Source organism: Phycisphaerales bacterium, assembly GCA_016699835.1.
Taxonomy (GTDB): Bacteria; Planctomycetota; Phycisphaerae; order Phycisphaerales; family UBA1924.
Genome location: CP064987.1, coordinates 2297054 through 2319110, shown reverse-complemented (window position 1 = coordinate 2319110; position 22057 = coordinate 2297054). Strand labels below are relative to the sequence as shown.

The 22057-nt window shown below is 64.4% G+C and carries 14 protein-coding genes; 8 read left to right on the top strand and 6 right to left on the bottom strand.

Annotated features, from left to right (window positions below; all coding sequences use genetic code 11):
* Positions 1–170: 170 nt before the first annotated feature.
* Positions 171–812: a lamin tail domain-containing protein gene (locus tag IPK69_09585; GenBank protein QQS08245.1), complete on the top strand. Its 642-nt coding sequence runs from the start codon at positions 171–173 to the stop codon at positions 810–812.
* Positions 813–946: 134 nt separating this feature from the next.
* Here the strand turns inward: IPK69_09585 and IPK69_09580 are convergent, their stop codons facing one another.
* Positions 947–2662, bottom strand: a complete 1716-nt coding sequence (locus tag IPK69_09580) for a hypothetical protein (GenBank protein ID QQS08244.1) — start codon at positions 2660–2662, stop codon at positions 947–949.
* A 238-nt stretch (positions 2663–2900) separates the two neighbouring features.
* Between IPK69_09580 and IPK69_09575 the strand changes: the two genes are divergently transcribed.
* Positions 2901–3521: a sigma-70 family RNA polymerase sigma factor gene (locus IPK69_09575; protein ID QQS08243.1), complete on the top strand. Its 621-nt coding sequence runs from the start codon at positions 2901–2903 to the stop codon at positions 3519–3521.
* A complete protein-coding gene (locus tag IPK69_09570; GenBank protein ID QQS08242.1) occupies positions 3518–6055 on the top strand; it encodes a serine/threonine protein kinase in 2538 nt (845 codons plus the stop codon). The genes IPK69_09575 and IPK69_09570 overlap by 4 nt, the downstream gene beginning before the upstream one ends.
* Before the next feature lie 15 nt (positions 6056–6070).
* On the opposite strand, the gene IPK69_09565 is transcribed toward IPK69_09570, so the two are convergent.
* The 3 genes from IPK69_09565 to IPK69_09555 form a co-directional block, all read right to left on the bottom strand.
* On the bottom strand, positions 6071–8062 hold the full coding sequence (locus IPK69_09565; GenBank protein ID QQS08241.1) for a hypothetical protein: 1992 nt from the start codon (positions 8060–8062) through the stop codon (positions 6071–6073).
* Between the two features lie 153 nt (positions 8063–8215).
* On the bottom strand, positions 8216–8944 hold the full coding sequence (locus IPK69_09560) for a polymer-forming cytoskeletal protein (GenBank protein ID QQS08240.1): 729 nt from the start codon (positions 8942–8944) through the stop codon (positions 8216–8218).
* A gap of 160 nt (positions 8945–9104) precedes the next feature.
* Positions 9105–9527 (bottom strand): polymer-forming cytoskeletal protein, encoded by a 423-nt coding sequence (locus IPK69_09555; protein QQS08239.1) that lies wholly within the window; start codon positions 9525–9527, stop codon positions 9105–9107.
* A 448-nt stretch (positions 9528–9975) separates the two neighbouring features.
* Here IPK69_09555 and IPK69_09550 point away from each other — a divergent pair, with 448 nt between their 5' ends.
* On the top strand, positions 9976–12966 hold the full coding sequence (locus IPK69_09550; protein ID QQS08238.1) for a PAS domain S-box protein: 2991 nt from the start codon (positions 9976–9978) through the stop codon (positions 12964–12966).
* A gap of 41 nt (positions 12967–13007) precedes the next feature.
* Here the strand turns inward: IPK69_09550 and thrS are convergent, their stop codons facing one another.
* Positions 13008–15245 carry a threonine--tRNA ligase gene (thrS, locus tag IPK69_09545; protein ID QQS08237.1) on the bottom strand — a complete coding sequence of 746 codons (2238 nt, stop codon included), beginning with the start codon at positions 15243–15245 and terminating at the stop codon, positions 13008–13010.
* Between the two features lie 112 nt (positions 15246–15357).
* A complete protein-coding gene (locus tag IPK69_09540) occupies positions 15358–15591 on the bottom strand; it encodes a hypothetical protein (GenBank protein ID QQS08236.1) in 234 nt (77 codons plus the stop codon).
* Between the two features lie 470 nt (positions 15592–16061).
* On the opposite strand from IPK69_09540, the gene IPK69_09535 reads away from it, so the two are divergent.
* The 4 genes from IPK69_09535 (at position 16062) to IPK69_09520 (ending at position 21959) form a co-directional block, all read left to right on the top strand.
* A complete protein-coding gene (locus tag IPK69_09535) occupies positions 16062–16418 on the top strand; it encodes a PadR family transcriptional regulator (GenBank protein QQS08235.1) in 357 nt (118 codons plus the stop codon).
* Positions 16415–17770, top strand: coding sequence for a hypothetical protein (locus tag IPK69_09530; protein QQS08234.1), 1356 nt, complete (start codon positions 16415–16417; stop codon positions 17768–17770). Before IPK69_09535 ends, IPK69_09530 begins: the two co-directional genes overlap by 4 nt.
* Positions 17771–17812: 42 nt before the next feature.
* The gene (gene nrdR, locus IPK69_09525; protein ID QQS08233.1) at positions 17813–18304 is read left to right on the top strand and encodes a transcriptional repressor NrdR; all 492 of its coding nucleotides are present in this window, start codon (positions 17813–17815) and stop codon (positions 18302–18304) included.
* 1798 nt (positions 18305–20102) lie between these two features.
* Positions 20103–21959: a hypothetical protein gene (locus IPK69_09520; protein QQS08232.1), complete on the top strand. Its 1857-nt coding sequence runs from the start codon at positions 20103–20105 to the stop codon at positions 21957–21959.
* Positions 21960–22057 lie beyond the last annotated feature (98 nt).

Below are 22057 nucleotides of genomic sequence, written 5' to 3'. Positions count from 1 at the left end.
TCCTCGACTTGCGCGGTGTTTGCTCAACCTTGACCCAGTCTTGATCGAACATGAACATTTTGACCCACGCAACACTTCACGCAGTCTTTGCGCGGCCTTTGTACACCTTCCGAATCTCGCTGGTAGTCTTTTCCTCACGCCGTGGAGCACACGGCCAAAGGAGAGAAGACATGACGAAGTGTGTGACGATCGTGGCCCTCGCGGGCCTGGGTGTGGTTGCGGCCTCTGCCAGTGCGCAGGTTCGCATCACCGAGTGGGCCTACAGCGCGCTCAGCGCCGGCGGCACGGGCGAGTTCATCGAGTTCACCAACATCGGCGCCAGCCCCGTCAATATGACCGGCTGGAGCTTCGACGACGACAGCCAACTCCCCGGTGTCGTCGATCTCTCCGCCTTCGGGCTTGTCGCCCCGGGCGAGTCCGTCATTCTCACCGAGGCCGACGCGTCCCTCTTCCGCACCGACTGGGGCCTCAGCGCCGCCGTCAAGATCATCGGTGGCAACACCACCAACCTCGGCCGCAACGACGAGATCAACCTCTTCAACGGCCTCACGCTCGTTGATCGACTCACCTTCGGCGACCAGAACATCCCCGGGACCATCCGCACCCAGAACGTCACGGGCATCACCCTCCCGTCGAACTACGGCACGAACAACGTCGCGGGCTGGTTCTTCTCGGTCAACGGCGACATCTACGGCTCGCACCTCTCCGCGTCCGGTGACCTCGGCAACCCCGGCATCGCCGCGATTCCCGCTCCTGGCGCGGTCGCACTTCTCGGTCTTGGTGGGCTCATGATGGGCCGTCGCCGCCGCTAAGTTCTCTGAACTCAGATCGCACCAAACACGACACGGCCCCGGTATGGACGACCGGGGCCGTGTGCAATTGTGTGACCGTGTCCCGCGTTTATGCACCAAAATCTGGAGACCGAGCACGCGACACGCCGTTCAACTCAACACCCGCTATTGAACCGAACCAGGAAATACAACAGGTCGTCGATCGTCACACCACCATCCTTGGTCCCCGTCCCTGTGCCGTCGTCCACGTCGGCGACGCATCCGCCGCTGGTTGTGGGAGGTTGGAACTCGAACGCGCCCATGTCCACATTCAGCGCCCACGCGGGAACGCCGCTATTGGGCACCGAGGGATCGTCCACGTTGCGGTCGTTGCCGATGTAGTCCAACGCCATGCTCAGAACGGCCGGCGAGTCTCCCGCATCGATGCCCGGTGAACCGGCAAGCAACGCGAGATTGCCGTAGTTGTCGTCGATTGTGCCCCAGTTGCCATCGAGACCGGCACTGGGCATCATGGCGAAGAGTGGCGTATCATTCATGTTGCCCGTGCCGCTGCGCACGCCCGAGGCCAACTCCACATTGGAGTAGGTCACGCTGTGGATCGCATTCAGAAACGTGTTCGCGTTCCCCCAGATCTGGCACCCCTTGAGATTCGCCGCACTCCCCGCGACGACCGGCTCTGCGCCCTGGTTCCCCACGATCGTGCAGTTGATCGCGTTCAGCGCATTCGCTCCAGTGCCGAATGCATAGAACGCCCCGCCGAACGCCGATCCGGTGTTGCCGACCATCACTCCGTTGCTGATCGTGGTCGCGGTCACGCAATAGATCCCCCCGCCTCGGAGCGCGGAGTTCGCGAAGAAGCCGCACCGATCGGCGGTGAGAGTTCCGGACGTGCCGGTCTTGAGGATCGCCCCGCCCAGGTCCGCCGCGGAGTTGCGCGTGAAGACGCAGTCGGTCAGGGACAAGTTCACAAAGCTGCTCACAAGGATCGCGCCCCCATCGCCACCCGACGCGCTGGCCGTGTTCCCGGTGAAGGTGCAGCGCGTGAGGTCATACGCCGTGGCCGTCGAGTAGGCCGGCGTCGCGATGGCCCCGCCATAGCTCGCCGAGGTGTTGCTCGTGAACGAGCAATCCACAATGGTCATGTTCCCGGCATTCGCCGCATAGATCGCTCCACCGGGATTGGAGTTGGTGGAGGAGTTCCCCGTGAATGATGAGTTCGTAATCGTGGACGCCGCCGTCGTGATCGTGTAGATCGCGCCGCCCGCGCCAGGCGCGACGTTTCCAGAAAACGTGCACCCGCCCAGATTCATGCCCCCGCGGATGAGCAATGCCCCGCCCGCGCCGCCGGCGGTGTTATTCAGGAACGAACTGCCCGTGATGGTCGCCCCGCCATTGAGGGTGTAGATCGCCCCGCCGTCGTCACCCGCGTGATTGTTGGTGAACGTGCAGAACTCAACGGTAAGCAGAGAGTTGTTCACGACGATCCCGCCACCGTCGTTGGGGAATCCGTCGGGCGATCCCACCGAACCGGGTGTGCTGCCGTCCTGAATGGTCACGCCCCGAAACGTCACCCCCGGCGAGGGGCAGTTGTTGACCTGAACAACAGACGTGTTCAACCCATTCGCGGAGATCATCGTCGCCGCCGCTCCGCCCGTCCCCTCAATCGTCAGCGACTTGCCGCTGATCGTGAACGTCTGGTTGTAGAACCCCGGGGCAAGCAGAATGCGATCCCCACTCACCGCGGTGTTGATTGTGGCCTGGATGCTGTTCACCGGGCTGATGTTGATGTCCGCCGCGTGGGCCGCACACCCGATCCAGGCAACCAGGCTCAATCCCAACATCCGCATTGGACAAAGGCTCGTGGACTTCATCGTCGTATCTCCTGTGTGTGAGGTCGTGCGCCGATGTTCACCAGAGCGAGCACCAGCAGGAATGGCCGACTTCGCAAGCCCGCCACGGTGTTGGGCGATGTCGGCTGCTGTCGAGTCCGAAAATGCGGCAACTCCAAGGACTTTCCCGGGCGCGGATCGGCCAAACATCGCCCAACTCCACATGCCTCCAGCCCGTCACGCGCGATCAACTCAACCCCGATTCGAGTACCATGGATCGATGGGCAAGGCCCTACCAACCTCGGATCGCGACCCGTCCGACCAGGTCACGCGACTCTTGAATGCCGCCGCCGAGGGCAACGGGAGCGCCGCTAACGACCTCGTCCCACTCGTCTACGACGCCCTTCGCGCCCTCGCCGCTGATCTCTTCCTCGACGAGCGTCGCCAGCACACGCTGGAACCCACGGCCTTGGTCCACGAGGCCTACGTCCGTCTCGTCCGCCAGGAGGGCGTCGATTGGCAGAGCCGCGCCCAGTTCTATGTGATCGCCGCGAAGGCCATGCGACACATCCTCGTGGACCACGCGCGCGGACGCGATAGGAAGAAGCGAGGCGGCGGCTGGGGACGCGTCACCCTCGATGGCGTCCACGCCCCAAAGCCCGACGACGACGCTCTCGACATGGTCGATCTCCACGAGGCGCTGGACGCGCTCGCGCAACTCGATGAGCGCAAGGCACGCCTCGTCGAACTCCGCTTCTTCGCCGGGCTCAAGGCCGAGGACGCCGCCGAACTCCTGGGCATCGCCCGCTCCACCGCCGCCGAAGAATGGCGCATGGCGCGAGCCTGGCTCCATCGCCAACTCAAGGCCGAGCCACAGACACGCGCGGAGCCCGACGCATGAGCGAGGCCGAGCGTTTCCAACTCGTGGACGAGATCTTCAAGGAGGCGCTGCGTCTCCCGCCCGACGCCCGCGCAAGACTACTCGACGAGCGCTGCGCTGGTGACCCCAGTCTGCGCCACGAGATCGAGGCCCTCCTCGCCGAGGACGCCGTCACGCGCGGCGCCCTCGATCAGCCCGCCATCCATGAGGCCATCAACCTCTCGCACATCGAGGGACTCGCGAGCGCCCGGACCGAGCCGATCCCCGACCACATCGGGCACTACCGAGTCATCGCCCGCCTCGGTGTCGGCGGCATGGGCACCGTCTACGAGGCCGAGCAGGAACGCCCCAAACGCCGCGTCGCCGTCAAAGTGATCAACGCCGGCCTGGTCTCCCCCACCACGCTCCGCCGCTTCGAACAGGAGGCCCGCGTCCTCGCGCTCCTCGAGCACCCGTCCATCGCGCGCATCTATGAGGCCGGCGTCCACGCCTTCGACGACGGCCCGCGCCCCTTCTTCGCGATGGAACTCATCAAGGGAAAGCCCATCCTCGACCACGCACGCGAGCACAACCTCTCGCCACGAGAGCGTCTCGAACTCCTCGCCAAGGTCTGCGACGGCGTCCACCACGCCCACCAGCGCGGCGTCATCCACCGCGACCTCAAGCCCGCCAACATCCTCGTCGACGAACGCGGCTGGCCACGCATCCTCGACTTCGGCGTCTCCCGCGCTATCGACGACGAATCTCCAACCCTCATGACCAACGCCGGTCAGATCATCGGCACCGTCGCCTACATGAGCCCCGAGCAGGCCAAGGGCGACACCAACGACATCGACACTCGCTCCGATGTCTACGCCCTCGGCGTGCTCGGCTACGAACTCCTCACCGGGCGCCCGCCCTATGACGTCAAGGGCAAGAGCCTCCCCGACGCCCTGCGCGTCGTCGGCGAGTCCGGGCCCATCCCCATCGGCACCGTCGATCGCACACTCCGAGGCGACGTCGAGACGATCCTCGGCAAAGCGCTCGAGAAGGACAAGACTCGCCGATACGACTCTTCGGCCGCCCTGGCCGACGACGTGCGCCGGTTCCTCTCCAACGAGGCGATCCTCGCCCGCCCGCCCTCGCGGCTCTACCAGATCCGAAAGTTCGCCTCGCGCAACAGCGCGCTCGTCGCCGGAATCGCGATCGCCATCATCGCCCTCGGTGTCGGCCTCGCCACGTCCCTCGTCGCCCTCGACCACACGCGCGACGCTCTCGCCGAGTCGAAACGCCAACAAGGAATCGCGGGCGAAGCACTCGACGACGCGAAGTTCCAGGCCGAGCGCGCGGACAAGGCTCGAGCCGCCGCCGATCGACAAAGGCTGATCGCCGAAGCCGTCCAGGAGTTCATGGCCGTCGATCTGCTCGGAGCCGTCTCCTCATCGAGGCTCGGAAAGGACGCCACCATCCATGACGCCCTCGACCAGGCCGCCAGTCGCATCGACAAAAAGTTTCGCAACGAGCCGCTCATCATGGGGCGGATCCACCTGAGCGTCGCCAACCTCTACAAGTCACTCGGCGATCTCACCAAATCCAAGGCCCACTACGGGCGATCAAAGGAGATCCTCGACGAGGCCGTCGAACCGGGCGACCAGACACGCCTCAAACTCCTCAACGACATGGCCTGGTTCTATCTCGATGGACAGAACCCGCAACCCGCGATCGCTCTCCTCGAAGAGTCCATCCCGCTCTGCGAGACAACCTTCGGAATGAACGCCCCGGAAACCCTGCGCGCCGAGAGCGATCTTGGCTCCGCGCTCATCGCCCTCGGCGAATACGACAAGGCCGAAACCCATCTCCTCGACGTCGCCCAACGCACCCAGAACGACCCGGAACTGGCGAGGCTCCTCGCCCTCCCCGCCGGCGAGAAGCCCCTCCCGCAAACCGACTCCGAACGAGATCGGATGTGGGCCCGTCAGCGTGTCCTCCATGCCCTGGGACTCATGGAATACGAGCGCCGCCAGCCCGACCTGGCGATCAACTACTTCCGGGCCGTCCTCGAGGTCGAGTCGCGAATGAACGGTATCAACGCCCCCATCACGCTCGGCACACGCTCCAACATCGCCGCCTGTCTCGAGCAAATGGGAAGACTCGATGAGGCCGAGGTCGCACTCGAGGAACTCGTCGAACGCGACACCCAGATCTTCGGCCGACATCACCCCGAAACGCTCCCCGTCCTCCACAATCTCGCCTCGGTCTATCTGAAACAGGGCAAACTCGATGACGCCGAAACACTCCTGATCGAGGTCCTCGCCGCCTGCCAGAAGACCTTCGGCGACGAGCACATCGGGACCATCCGCTCCATGGGAAAACTCGGCGATGTCCTCGTCAAGAACGCCAAGTTCGATCAGGCCGAGCCGCTCCTCAGGCACGCCCTCGACATCTGCACGCGGTTGTACGGCCCGAATCATCCCGAAACCAACGACGCCCGCACCGGCCTCGCGAAACTCGCCGAGGCTCGAGCGAAACACCGCGACGTTCAGGACGGCACCGAACCGCGCCCCTCAAACCCATAGCACACGCGCCGAACATCAGCAACCGAGGTTGTAGCGATTCAGGAAGTACAGCAGATCGTCGATCGTCACCCCGCCGTCGGGAGTGCCCGTTCCCGATCCGTCATCCACGTCCGCCGTGCACGGCTCGACCGGTGGATCCGGATCCACGCCGACGAAGACCACGGCCCGCCCCGTGACCTTCAACCCGCCCGAGTCCACGGCACTGAGATTGAACCACGTCCATCCCGTAAAACCGGGAGCGGGCGTGAAGATGAACGACTCACCGATCTTCGCGACCGTGCCACCGATCAAGGGCTGCGAGAACTGGAATGTGTGCGAATCGGTGATATCCGGGTCGGCGGCGAGCGCCACCGTCGGGGCCGACGGCGTGTCCGGGAAGCACCGGATGATGCAGCGGACACCCGTCGGTGCGCGATTGCCGGGAGTGCCGAATGAGGGAGCCGTCACTCCAGAAACTGCATGGGTCACGCTGGTTCCGTTCGGCCCGGACGACGCCGTTCCGAACCCGGGCGTGGTTCCACCAAGCCCGCCGATTCCCCCACCGAGTTCGATCAAGGCGCCGGCAATCGATGTGGATGGCCCGCCCGTGAGACTGAGGGATGCGAACGCGCTCCCGCCAGAGCCGCCCGATCCCGAACCGGCATGCCCGCCTCGACCGCCCGCACCGCCGTTGCCACCGGCACCCGTCGCGCCAGGTCCCGAGCCTCCGAGTCCGCCGTTGCCGCCATTCCCACCGGCCCCGCCGTTCCCACCGATGCCGCCGTTCTGTGCGAACGCACGGAAATGACAACTTGAATCAGCCAGCACACTCCCGTTTCCATTCCAGACCATGCTCGCCGCGGAAACCCCCGGCAATCCACCCGTCCCCGGCGAGCCCGGGAATCCGCCCCCACCGCCGCCACCACCACCTCCACCCCGTCCCGTGTCGCATGACAGAAAGACCTGCGTCACGCCGCCGCCACCACCACCGCCGCCGCCGCCGCGGCCCGCCGATCCCGTGGTCCCCGAGAGCCCGTTGGACCAGAGCGGGCCGACGCCGCCGTGCGCTCCGTTGCTCCCGATAGCGCCGGGCTGTGCGAATCCCCCGTTCCCCGCCGTGGCGTTGCACGGAGCCGAACTCCCCCCAACACCAGCGCTCCCACCAGGACCGCTGCCCGTTTGACCGGCCACACCATTGACCGCCTGCCCACCCGGGCCACCTCCACCTCCGTTGAACGCCCCTGAGCCTCCCGGGGCACTGGTTCCATTGGATGTGCAGTCCTCACAGCCGACAAGCCCGTTCGCTCCCGCGTTGGCCGTTGCTCCTTGGAGACCATTGGTGCCCGCGCCGGCCGCCAAACCAAGGCTCGCCGGAGGCACCGCCTCGACACGCACGTTCCGAAGTTCGAGACTTCCCGACGGTCCCCCTTCGACGAACAGCCCGAAGTCGGTGCTCGGCGAGACGCGATTTCCGACCTTCGACAAAAACTGCAACGAGTCGAGCACCATCGGCTGGGAAATCGCCTGCGCATACACCACCAGCGCCTGGTGTGCCTGGCCGCCCGAGACCACGATGTCGTGATACGAGTCCGCAAAGGCAACATTCGGGTTGTACTGCGACCTCGCGCTCGAACGCGTCCACCCCGCGCCGGCATTGAACCCACCATACACCGACACGCCATCGAGAATCACCAGCGAGTTGAGCGGCACGTTCCCCTCCGCCGAGACGTACACCTTCCGCGTCGGCGTCATCAACCGCGCCTGGAGCACCGCCGCCTGGATCGTCGCCAGCGGCGCATCCATTGTCCCGGGATTCTCATCGCTCCCCGTCGCCGCCACAAAGATCGGCCCACACGCCATCCCATCAATCCCGTCGCCGTTCGCGTCCGTGAACCCCGAGTCCGGCTCGTCGGCATCCACCGGCGGCGAGAAGAAGTTGCACTGCCCGAGGCACGTCCCCGCCGACAACAGCAACCAAAGTACTCCAACACCAATCCGGCACGAAACCTCACGAGAATCAGAGTTCATCGATGCTCTCCTTGTGGCGGAACGCCCCACACCAAGATACAGCCACCACGACACTCGTCAAGTGCCGCGACAGTATTCGTGGCATTCTGGTGAACTCGCCGGACGAATAGGTTCAACACCCAGGACGCAATAATGGCCAATCCACAGCCGGAATCACCCCCGGGGCGCGTCTGGCCCGTCCTTCTTCCGCCGCGTCTGGATCGGCGCTTTCGGGGCGGGTTTGTCCGGAATGATCGGTTTCGATTCCGCCTTGCGCTTCTGCTGGATCGGAGCCTTGGGCGCGGGCTGATCCGGAAGAATCGGCGTGCGGTCCCGTGATCGCCCCTGCTGGATCGGGGCCTTCGGTGCGGGCTTGTCCGGGATCAACGGACCAGCAAGCTTCGGTCCCTCCGAGCCGTCGGGACTTTCGATACTCGCACCTTGTCCAAAGTCATCATCGTTGCTCCCGTCGTCTCCGCGAACAACGCCCATGAGCGACCGTGCTCGCGAAGACTCCGCCAGCGCATCGGGCCCGATGTGGAAATACCCGCGAGTCACCTCTGCCCCGAGCTCCACGCTCAGGGTGGGAGCCGTGCAATCCCCCTTCCACGACGCCTTCTTCCCGAGTCGCACCGGCCCGGGCGTCACGACGTTCCCCTCCAGACTGCCAAGCACCTCCACCCCTAGGCTCGCCTGGATGACGGGCGCAATCAACTTGCCCTTCACCTCGACGAGAATCTTCCCGCACGTCTGCAGTTTCCGAACCGAATGCGTGCCCTTGATCACGACATCCTGGATCTGCAGAAGTTTGGAGCACTTCGGACAGTTGCACGACACGGCCTTCGTCGACACACCAAAGACGTGCGCGCAGTGATAGCACGTCAGCGTCCTCTGCGGACCCATCGCCGATGGAGGCGGAGAATGGGGTGTGTCGCTCGACATGCAGGCCCCGACGTTGGCCAAACACCCGCCGATCGCTCGGCGCGTGCCCAAGCCATCACGTCATGACTCACCTGGCGCGCGCAGCGGCGCTCCAGGCATCACACGCGGATGCACTCGTGCGTTAGCGGTTCGGGGGTGTGACGCGTGTGTCGGCGGGCTTGCCCTCGATCGACGACGCGGCGCTGCCGCCACCCGATGAGCCCGCCATCTTCGCGGCCTCGGGACCGACGGTCACGTGCCCGACGAATGTCGCGCCATCCGCGACCACCAGTTTCGTCGAGACCAGGTCGCCCTTCATCTTCGCGCGCGCGGTCAACTCCACGCGTTCGCGAGCGTTGATGTTCCCCTCGACCAGCCCATCGACAAGGACCTTGCCCGCGTCCACAGACGCCCGGCACTGGGCGCTGTCGGCGACCTGCAACTCGCCCTTCGCCTGGATCTTCCCCTCGAACGTCCCCAGCAGGCGGGCCGTGGACTCAAAGGTCATCTCGCCCTTGATCTTGGTATCGGGTCCGATGACGGTGGTGTGCGATGCTTCGGCCATGTGAATCACTCCAATGGATAAGGCTGGGAGCGGTGCGAACCCGCGCCAAAGGGTGCTCCCAACCGGCGGCGCAGGACAAAGGGGGCGATTGTAAACGACGAACGACCCATGAACCCGGACATGTATGCCTTCTCGAGCCGAATTGCGCACAATCTGCGCCCTCTCGAACCAAGTCGTATTCCCTTGCTGTTGAACGACTTGCGTATAAACTCGAACGCCTTACGTACTGAAATACTTCCTTGAGACAGACCAGATGCACCGTCCGAACCTTCGAGATCTGTGTGGCGAGCGGATCACCTTGCCATACCCCGATCGCGGGGCATAAAGGGACAGTCATTCGTTGGCTGACCTGCAAGCACATTGATCGCTTCAAACCGACGTTCCAGAGGACGATGGCATTCGGAGTACGGAGACCAGATTTCCGTGTGCTTTGAATATGGATCCCGCCATGCCCTATCGCCTCCGACCACGATCGCTCGTGCTCATCGCCACTGGAGGCGCCTTGTTCTCCATGTTCGCGGCCACGTTGCTGACGAGCCTTCTCCTTCCCGAGGATCCCGGCTGGATCCGGGTGATAGGGAAGGCGTTGATCGCCACGGCCATCGTCGTGCCGCTCACCGTATGGGGGACGCTCTTTGTGCGCGCTCGGGCCCTGGTGCTCGCGGCGCCCGATCGAATCCACGAGCGTCGCCTTGCCATGATCGCCCGTAGAACAATGAATGGTGTTATCGTCGCGGACACCAAGCGTCGCATCGTGTGGGTGAACGAGGGCTTCACCCGGATCACGGGGTACACGCTCGAGGACGTGGTCGGAAAGGTCCCGGGGCACGTCCTGCAGTGCGAGAAGTCCGACCCTGCCGCGATCGCGACGATGAGATCGGCCCTCGAGCGGCTGGAGCCCGCCCACATCGAGATCGTCAATCGCGGGAAGCACGGGCGCGAGTACATCCTCGACATCGAACTCCAACCGCTCTTCGACGATGAGGGCGTCCACACCGGGTTCATGGCGATCGAGACGGACATCACCGAACGAAAGAACGCCGACCGGAACCTGACGGAGAGCGAGTCGCGACTGCGCGCGATCGTGCAGGGCGCGTCCCTGCTCGCGTGGGAGTTCTGTGTCGAAGAGGACCGGTTCACGTTCCTCTCGTTCGATGACGAACGCCACGGCTATCCGAAGATCCGATGGCTGGAGCCCGGGTTCTGGGATTCCATCCTTCATCCCGACGATCGCGAGAGCACGGTGAACGAGTGCCTCGCCGAAATCGAGGCGGGACGGCCCCACCATCTGCACTATCGGGCCGTGACCGCGGACGGGCGGGTGCTGCATTTCAGCGATTACGTCTCCGAACCCATGGTGCACAACGGGCGGACGATCGTTCGAGGCGTGGCCGTTGATATCACGCTTCAGGTGAAAATGGTCGAACAGGTCGCGGCGAGCGAGGCGATGCTCCGCGCCTTCATCGACCACGCGCCCGCCGCCGTGGCGATGTTCGATCGCGAGATGCGATATCTCGCGTGCTCCGAGCGTTGGATTCGCGATTACGGCCTTCGCAACGCGAGCGACGTGATCGGAAAGACACACTATGAGGTGCTCCCCGAGATCGGAGAAGAGTGGAAAGAGATCCACCGCCGCTGCCTCATGGGTGCCATCGAACGCCGCGACCGTGACCCCTTCGTCCGTCCGGACGGGCACACCCAGTGGCTCTCGTGGGAGGTCCGCCCCTGGCACACCCCCGACTGGGAGATCGGCGGCCTGGTGATGTACACGCGCGACATCACCGATGAGATCGAGAAGGAGCGACTGACCCAGGAGCAGTCCGAGCGACTCGATCTCACCATCAATGCGGTCGGCATGGGCACCTGGGACTGGGATATCCCCAGCGGGCAGGTCGCCTTCAACGACCACTGGCTCCGAATGCTCGGCTTTGAGCGAGACGATCTCCTCGGCGATGTCACCACGTGGGAAGGCCTCCTCCACGAGGACGATCGAGACCGCGTGATACAGGCGCTCGCGATGCACCCGACAGGCAAGGCCGTGGAGTTCCGCGAGGAGGTCCGCATGCGTCGCAAGGATGGCGGCTGGACCTGGGTCGAGACCACCGGACGCGTCATCCAGCGCGACGCCCAAGACTGCCCGATCCGGATGGTCGGCGTGCACGTGGACAACACTCTGTCGCACAAGGCCGCCGACGCGATGCTCGAGGCGCGCCTCGCCGCGGAGGTCGCCAACCGCGCAAAGAGCGAATTCCTCGCGAACATGAGCCACGAGATCCGCACGCCCATGACCGCGATCCTGGGCTACACCGACCTCCTCGCCGAGACGGGAGACCGTGCCGCCGCGCCCAAGTCCCGCCTCGAGTACATCGACACGATCAAGCGCAACGGCGAGCACCTCCTCACGATCATCAACGACATCCTCGACCTCTCCAAGATCGAGGCGGGTCGCGTCGAGGTCGAGCGACTCGACGTGAATGTCGCCGACCTGCTCCGGGATCTCGACGCCCTGATGCAGGTCCGCGCCAAGGCCAAGGGTGTCTCGCTCGTGTTCGAGGCCGCCACGCCGATCCCGTGCTCGATTCGTTCCGATCCCGTCCGTCTCAAGCAGATCCTCGTCAACCTCATCGGCAATGCGATCAAGTTCACCGAGATCGGCGGCGTGCGCGTCGTCGCTCGTGCCATGCCCGATCAGCCGTCGCTCCGCATCGAGGTCATCGACACCGGCGTCGGCATCTCGCCCACAAGCCTCCTCACGCTCTTCAACCCATTCTCCCAGGCCGACACCAGCACCACGCGACGCTTCGGCGGCACGGGCCTCGGACTGAGCATCAGCCGAAACCTCGCTCGAATCCTCGGCGGCGACCTCACCGTCGAGAGCCAACTCGGCCAGGGAAGCACCTTCACCCTCTCGCTCACCCACGAGGCTCAAGTCGATGGCGCGCTGCTCCCCGCCGGGCCGATCATCCATGCCGAGACGCCCGTCTCTCGAACCGCCATCGCCGACTCGGCCTCGCTTCCCCTCGCCGGTGTGCGCGTCGCCTTCGCCGAGGATGGCCCCGACAATCAACGCCTCATCGCCCATCATCTCCGCAAGGCCGGCGCAGAGGTCACGACATACGACAACGGCCTGCGGGCGCTCGAGGCACTCTCGATCGACGCCGACACCACACGCCCGCTCATCACGCCGCCGGTCTTCGACTTCATCATCACCGACATGCAGATGCCCGAGATGGACGGCTACACACTCGCCCGAACGCTCCGAGAGCGAGGCTGGACCAGACCGATCATCGCACTCACCGCCCACGCGATGAGCGGCGACGCCGACAAATGCCGGGCCGCGGGCTGCGATGCCTACGCCAGCAAGCCCGTGGACCGAGCCAAACTCATCGAACTCTGCCTGGAGTCCCTGCGAAACTCGCAACACCAGCGCGCGGCATGACTTCACACTCCGCGTGATTGCGAGTCTGATCCGCTAATCAACTAGGGTTTCACACCCAACTCCGCCTGGCGCGACGCGATCTCACGCGTCAGCGCCGCCACAAACACGTCGAGGCCCATCGCGCCGAGGTCCTTCTCGATGCCGCGCATTCGAAGCGACACGGTCCTGTTCTCCGCGTCGCGCGGGCCGACGATCGCCATATACGGCACGCGTTCGTCCGCCGCCACCTTCACCTTCGCCTGGATGCGGTCCGATCCCTCGTCGATCGTGGCGCGAACCCCGCGCGCCTTGAGCGCCGCCAGAACCTCGCGAGCATACTCCGAACTCTTGTCGCTGATCGGCATCACGCGGCACTGCTCCGGACTCAGCCACGACGGGAACGCGCCCGCGAAGTGCTCGATGAGCACGCCACAGAACCGCTCCATGCTCCCGAACGGCGCGCGGTGGATCATCACCGGCCGATGCGGCTTGTTATCAGGCCCGATGTACGACAGATCAAACCGCACGGGCAGGTTGTAATCCACCTGCACCGTGCCGAGTTGCCACTCGCGACCGATCACATCTTTCACGACGAAGTCGATCTTCGGCCCATAGAACGCCGCCTCACCGGGCTCCTTGCTGAACGAAACACCGAGCGACTCCGCCGCCGCGATGCACGCGGCCTCGGCCTTGTCCCAGTTCTCCTTCGTCCCGGTGTACTTGGTCCCGTCGGGATCGCGCAAGCCCACCCGCACGCGATAGTCCTTCATCCCCAGCGTCGCGAAGATGATCTTCACGAGGCTCAGGCACCCCTGCACCTCCGCGCCGACCTGGTCCTCGGTGCAGAACAGGTGCGCGTCGTCCTGGGTAAAGCCGCGCACGCGGGTCATGCCGTTGAGTTCGCCCGACTGCTCCCAGCGATAGACCGTGCCGAACTCCGCGAGGCGCACGGGCATGTCGCGGTACGAGTGCGGCGCGCTCTTGAAGATCTTCACGTGGTGCGGGCAGTTCATCGGCTTGAGCAGATACCCCTCGACGAGTTTCTCGTCGGGAAGGATCCGCTCCTTGCCGATGGTCGAGGCGTGCGTGCGCTCGTTGATCTCCTTAACGAGGCGCGCCGAGACGCCCTCCACGCGGTTCATCATCTCCGCGCACGAGCACCCCTGCGCCGACAGCATCTCGATCGCCTCGCGCTCCACGATCGGGGCATACTGCGAGTCCTTGTAGTACGGAAAGTGCCCGCTGGTCTTGTACAACTCCAGCCGCCCGATGTGCGGCGTGAAAACCTGGTGGTACCCCTGCTTGCGCAGTTCATCCGAGATGAACGTCATCAACTCCTGCCGGATTACCGAACCATTGGGCGTCCACAGGATCAGCCCCTGCCCGACGTCCTCATCGATGTGAAACAGTCGCAGCGCCTTGCCGATCACGCGGTGGTCGCGTTTCTTCGCTTCCTCCAACTGATTCAGATACTCGTCGAGTTCTTTCTGCGAAGGGAAGGCCGTGCCATAGACGCGAATGAGCCGGTCCGAAGTCTCGTCGCCGTGCCAATACGACGACGCGAGCGACATTACCCGCGCCGCCCCGATCCGCCCCGTGCTCGGCACGTGCGGCCCGCGACACAAGTCCTCCCAGTTCTTCCCGGGCTCACCCGTCGCATAGAACGAGAGCCTCTTGGTGGCACCGGTCTCCAGACCGGTGCTCCCGCCGCTCTGAACAGCCGTACTACCAGAATCACCCGACGCCGCCTTCGCCCCGCGATACACCGACGACACCATCCCTAGCGCCCGCTCGGCATTATCGATCTTGTACTTGTTCTCCTCGGCCCACAACTTCTTCAGCCCCTCGTTCGCCTCGCACTCATAGCGGGTGAACGCGCGATCCTCCTTGATGATCGCCGCCATGCGCGCGTTGATCGCCTCGAACAGATCGCTCGATAACTTCACGCCCTCGGGAATAAACATGTCGTAGAAGAACCCCGTCTCCGTCGGCGGGCCATACGCGAGTTGGATCTGCTTCCCCGCAACATCCTGGATCGCCTCGGCCATCACGTGAGCCGCCGAGTGCCGGATCAACGTAAGCGCGTCCTTGCTCGGTGCCTGCCCGGGCCTGGGCGCGGTGATGATCTCGAGGCGCGCATCATGATCGATGACGAAGGAGAGATCCCTCGTCTCGCCATCGACCTTGCACGCCAGGGCCGCCTTCGCGAGCCCCGCGCCGATGGACGCCGCGACGTCGCGCCCGCTCACGGGCTTGTCGAAAGACTTGGTGTCGCCGTTGGGAAGAGTGATGGTGGGCATGTGGAGATCCAAATTTCCAAATAGTTAAATGGTCAAATTACCAAAGTTGAGTTCAGTGAGAGACACCTGAAGGACAAGGAAGACATGAGTCCGATTGCAGTCAAGGGTTCGTTCATTTCGACGGGGCGTACAACCGGATCGCCTCACACTCCGGGCATCGATACGCCGTCAGTGCCAGGCCCTTCATGTGCTGGCTCGAGTCCACCTCGCCGACGTACTGAGTGCGCTTGGGCTCTCCCGCGCACCACCTCGGCATGTGCACGGCCACGCCGCCGTCCCCCATCTCCGTGATGAACCCCTTCTCCATCTCCTTCTGGCAGACCAAACACATCGGCTTCTTCGCCATCGATCGATCTCCATCACAAAGGGTGGCCCCGCTCAACACCAACTCCCGGCCCATCAACAACAACGCCCGACGTGGTTCGCCGGGCGCTTCGATCAACGTCGCGTGTGTCCCGGCCTCACCCGCGATCAAGGGTGCTCGTCGTTCGGCTCGTGGTCGTGGTGGTCGAGAACATGCCAGATCATATCCCGAACCCAGTCGAGATTGAATCTCATTCGTGCCATCCACACCCCGATTCAGCGGGAAGCACTCTGTCGAACCTCCCTCATCTCGTGGCACTGGCATCCCGTCTGTGTCTACCACGTCTACTCGTTGTCGCCAAGCCCGACACGCATGCGGACAGGCCACGAAATCAGAACCGGTTCTTGCGCGAGATTCTCGGATATTTCTCTTGACTCGATATATCTATTGCCGATATATTGAACACGCCGCGGACCGTGGACACCTCCCGCGACCCGCCGCAGGATCAACCCATGGACGATCGATTCGAACTCGTGGTCCTCTCCCTCCTCGCCGATGGCCCGAAATACGGCTATCTCCTCACCAAAGAGGCCAAAGCCAAGACCGACGGCGCCCTTCGACTCACGCCAGGCGTCCTCTACCCCCTCCTCCAGGAACTCGAGGCCTCAGGCCTCATCACCGGCTCGTGGGAAGAAGTCCGCGCCGTCTCGCGCGACGACGACTCGGGCGCCGGACGAAAACGCAAGTGGTACAAGATCTCCCCCAAAGGCCGAAAACGCCTCGCCCGCCGCGTCGATGCCCACCGTGCCTACACCGCCATGATGAACGCGTTCCTCGGCACGCGCACTAACTCAGAGCACCCCGCATGAGCACCGCCGAGCGACTCAAACTCGTGCCGCACAAACCTACCGACTCGGACGACGCAACGTCCCTTGAGCCGTCCACGGATTCCATCCTCCAGACCTGGCTCAGCGCCGCCGTCGCAGCACTCCCGACGTCCCATCGCGACGCGATCCAGAACGAGATCGAGGACCACATCACCGAGCGCGTCCGAGAGTTGACCCTCGCCGGCGAGAACGAGCACCACGCCCTCGCCCGCGCCCTCCAGGAGTTCGGAAACCCCGCCGTTTTCACACGAAGCCTCGCCCGGGCGCGCCGCGCCCCTTTCAGGAGACTCGCCATGAACAGCGCCATCATTGCCGCCTCAGGAATCGCCCTCATCACCAGCCTGTTTGCTGTTACTCAGCCGGCCGTCACCCAGCCCGGCGCCACGCGCCCGCTCGCCACCGAGGCCTATGTCCCCGCGCCCAAAGCCACGGCCGTGCTCGCCGAGCAATCAACACCCATCGAAGGCCCGATGTCCCTCACCGAGGCGCTCGAACGCGTCGCCAAGCGGGCCAGCCTCAATCTCATCACACGCATCGCGCCCCTGGGCGAGCAGGGCATCGACCTCGCCGAGTCTGTCCGCGTCACTCTCAAGGCAGCCGACGTCGCCGACGCCTTCGACGAGATCCGCGACGCCCGTGGCCTCACCAAAAGCGAACTCGACTATCGCGTGCACGACGGCGTCCTCGAAGTCGCCACACGCGGCTTCTTCGACGCTCGCGAGACACGACTCGTCAGCATCGACGCCGGTGACTTCCTCGCGGGCAAGTCAATCCAGGATCAGGTCAGATTCCACAATCTCATTACCGAACTCGTCGAGCCGGAAGGTTGGGCAGACAACGGCGGCACAACCGCCCGCCTCTCCATCGTCGGCAACGTCCTCTTCGTCAAGGCCCCGCCACGCTACATCGAACAGATCCAGTGGATCGTCGCCAAACTCAATCCCAATCAGCCCGCCGACAATGACCACGCCAAGGCCGCCCGCGTACCGATCCTCAAGGACCTTCCGATCGTGGACCGCTCGCCAGTGCTCAAAGACGTCCCCATCGTCGAGGGCAACCTCACCCGCGACCCGCGCCTCGTGAACGACGCCATCGAACTCAATCTCCAACCCGCCGTCCGCGCCGACTCCGTCGTCATCGACGGCCTGCTCCGCAGCGCCGACGACAGGCTCCCCATCGAAAACGCCCTCACCGCCAGGCGATTCGTCCTCACCGCGCCCGCCACCGATGGGTCGGCCCCCCACCTCCTCATCATCACCAGCGAGAACGGCAACGTCACCATCCGCTCCGCCGAGCCCAATCCGCCCGAGAACGCCGCGCCCGCCGTCCACTAGGCCCGCCCCGGCCCAGCCACTCCCTCCGGCTACCCTTCCCGCGTGATCTGCCCGTTCTGCAGCGCCGACAACGACAAGGTGATCGACAGCCGCGCCAGCGACGCCGGCAAGTCCATCCGTAGGCGCCGAGAGTGCGTCGCCTGCAACCGACGTTTCACCACCTACGAACGCGTCGAGCAGACCGCCCGCCTCGTCGTCATCAAACGCGACGGCACCCACCAGCCCTTCGACCGCCAGAAGATCATCTCCGGCATCCACGCGGCCTGCGGCAAGCGCCCAATCGCCGAGGCCGTCAAGGAACAACTCGCCGACGAGATCGAAGAAGCCCTCCACCGCGAGTTCGACCGCGAGGTCAACAGCCGCGTCGTCGGCGAACGCGTCATGGTCCGCCTCCGCGACATCGACGAGGTCGCCTACATCCGCTTCGCCTCCGAGTACTACCAGTTCCGAAGCGTCGACGAACTCAAACGCCAACTCGAACTCCTGGACGGCCGAATCAAGGACGCCAAGGCCCAGGTCAAACTCTTCGAGTAAGTCGGGTGCCCCAAGACGAGCGCGGACGCCACAACTCCTACACTGATCGAGAGAGCATCAGTCGGTTCAGAGCAACCGACTGAGGGCACCCAGGCCGGAGAAACACACGCCACCCGCCGTTCGAGAAGCGATTACGGGAGATCGCGATTGATGTGCAGCGGAATCCAGAGAAGTGGTTCGCGCCATGAAGCGAGAGACACCATTCTGGCATTGGTCGAACTGGAAAGGGGCTGGTTCCAGCCATGAGAGCGCACGGACTCACATAACGTTCGATCGCGCAGACTACGAGTTGCTGCGCCGCATATCGCACGCCGACAGTCTGATAGATCCCGTCCGGTCCGTACCATTTGTAGCAGATATCGAGTATCGCAAGAGCATTGATGACTGTCCATGGCCTATATATGGCCCGTTTGTTGTTTCGGAGCGTGTTCGCGTTGTTCTTGAGCAAGAGTCACCGGGCAACTGCCGGTACTATCCGATTCAACTTCGGCATGAGGGAATCGATCTGGATCTCAAGTACTGGGTCCTCCACGTCCTACATACTGTGGACTGTTTGGACAGAACGAGAACACACTTCCTACCGTCTGGTGGAGTAGTAAGGCCTGTAATTATCCAGAGTAGAGTCCCTTCAAATGTCTGTATCTTTCGTATCGTCGACGATTTTTATATCCTCTATATCGGCAATCGACTTCGACTCGCACTGCAACGGATGAAGACCACCGGTTGCACTTACACGAAGATCGAGACTGTTCCCTGACCACATCGTTCGCGATGGTTGTGATCGCAGACATGATTGAGATGGTCCCGGCTGGGCGGTCGCCGAGCGGTACTTCTATGACGGCTTCCGGCGCATCCAGGAGGTCATCACCGAGCCGCTCCCCCTCGACGCCGAGGGGCGGGTGGCATGGCTTGACCCCTGTCTTGGGTGCCATCGGTTGGCCGCACCTGCGGTGGGCGGATAGGGCCAACCGATGCCGGGCCTCGCCCGACGACGGACGCCACGCTCCCCGTGGGTGGACGGGCGAGGCGACTCTCGCGCAGCACGCAAAGACTCACGACCCCAACTCCGGGTATCGCGACCGGAACACATCAGGTCGCGGCCGGGGCTCGTCCACTCGCGACCAGAGCGACATCGGTCGTGACCGGAACTCGTCCGGTCGCGAGCGGATCTCTTCCAGTCGCGACCGGCCCCCTTCGGGTCGCGACCGGAGCCCCGACGGTGGTGACCGCACGCCCCACGGTCGCGACCGGAGGCCCCGCGGTAGTGACCGGAACGCTTCCGGTCGCGACTGGAACTCTTCCCGGCGAAATGGAGCATCCCCTACTCGGAACCCGTTCGGGCGCAGGAACGGCCTGATTTTCGATGGACAACGCCCCGAGAAGCCCGGAAACGGGTCTCGATCTCGGCACCACGAACATCAATAGGGGATAGCCGGTGGAACGCATGGCCTGATGTCACAGGGGCCAACAGTCTGGCCGCGCCCGCAGTGGGCGGACAGGGCTACCAGTGGCCGTGCGTCACGAGATGGTGGCCGAGATGAGCCAACGCCTCGCGCGATGAACGCCATCGGGGAACTGATCGAAGCCCCGACCCTTTGCCACCCCCCAATCCCCGTCCCAACAACCATCGCCGCGTCAGGCTGGGAAATCCCTGCCACTCAACCCGTGTGGACCGCGGTTCTTCCCGCGGAATTCCCCCGAACACCTTGTGCATCCGCACGAATGGTGTATGGTCCAGATGACCACCACGTCCGTTGATTTCACCAATCAGCCGATCGGCCCGAAAGCAGTTGCCACGATGAAGATTCGTCCCCTCCGCCTCGCGTGCGCCGCCGCCATGCTCGCCGCCTCGGCCGCGCACGCCCAGTTTGTCAGCCCCCTCCCGCCCGTCCCCTTCCCGTCCGAGAATCCCTTCACCGAGGCCAAGCGCGTCCTCGGCAAGGTCCTCTTCTGGGATGAGCAACTCTCCAGCAACAGCACCGTCGCCTGCGCCACCTGCCACTCGCCCTCGCACGCCGGCGTCGACTCGCGCCGCGTCCAATCTCCCGGCCCGGACCACATCCTCAACACCGACGACGACACCTTCGGCTCGCCCGGCATCGTCCGCATCGACGCCGAGGGCCAGTACGAGGTCGATCCCGTCTATGGCGTCGGCCCGCAATCCGGCGCACGAGCCTCCATCTCCTTCCTCACCGCCTCCTACGCCCCGCGCATCTTCTGGGATGGCCGCGCCAAGACGTCCTTCACCGACCCCCTCACATTGCAAACGCTCATCCCCGTCGGCGGCGCACTCGAGAGCCAGGCCGTCGGCCCCGTCATGAACCCCATCGAGATGGCCCACGAGAATCGCAACTGGGTCGAGGTCGCGACCAAACTCGCCGCCGCTCGCCCCCTCGCCCTCGCTCGGAACATCCAGCCCGACGTCGCCGCCGCACTCACCGGAGTCCAGGACTACCCCCAACTCTTTGCCACGGCATTCGGCGACGGCGCGATCACTCCCGCCCGCATCGGCATGGCCATCGCCACCTACGAGCGCACGCTCTATCCCGACGAAACGCCCTGGGATGCCTTCAACGACGGCAACCTCGATGCCCTCACGCCCCAACAGGCCGAGGGCTGGACCAACTTCGATGCCGTCGGCTGCACCCTCTGCCACTTCGCCCCGGAGTTCACCGACAACGACTTCCACGCCATCGGCTTCCGCCCGCCCACCGAAGACCTCGGCGTCGGCGGAGTCAACGGCAACGCCGCCGACCACGGCAAGTTCCGCACGCCCAGCCTCCGAAACGCTGGCCTCCGATCCAACTTCATGCACAACGGCAACCTCGAAACCCTCGACGACGTCATCGCCTTCTACGCCAGGGCCGAGGGCGCCGCGCCCCAGTTCACCGAGAACCAGGACGTCTTCATGGACTTCGTCATCGTCCCTACCGAGTTCGTCGCCTCCATCACCGACTTCCTGACCAACGGCCTCATCGACCCGCGCGTACGCGATGGTCTTCCCCCCTTCGACTCCGCCACGCTCTGGTCGACGCGCCTCGAGGACCACGTGCAATCGCTCCCCGGCGGCGTCGCCGGCGCGGGTGGCCTCCCCACCATGATCGCCCCCGCCCCACCCCTCGTCGGAAACTCTGAGTTCACCCTCGGCCTCGCCAACGCACGCGGCGGCAGCGAAGCCACGCTCTTCATCTCACGCCACGCGCCCATCGCCGGTGTCCTCACCGCCGATCGCACTCTCGGCCCCATCACGCTCCCTGGCACAGCGCCAACCGATGGCATCACCACCATCACCTGGCCCATCGCCGCCAACGGCGCACTCCTCGGCAAGACTGTCTACTTCCAATGGGCCATCACCGACCCCACCGCTCCCGGCGGCATCGCCCGATCCGCACCCGCCGCCGCCACGTTCTTCTGTGGCGACATAGGTTGTCCCACCGCCTGCTTCGCCGACCTCGATGACGGCCTTGGAGGGGGGGGTGGGGGTTTCCCCGATGGTGCCGTCAACATCGACGACCTGCTCTACTACCTCCAGGTCTTTAGCGAAGGCTCGCTCGACGCCGACCTCGACGACGGGAGCAACCTGGGCACGCCCGACCAGGCCGTCACCATCGACGATCTTCTCTTCTTCATCGATCGTTTCTCCGCCGGGTGCTGATCCCGCGAAAATTCTCTCCCGGCCTTGAAATCGATTGTCCCCGAAGGCGTTCCGCCCCCAATATGCGTGGGGACAGAACGTTCTCGCGCCCCAATCGA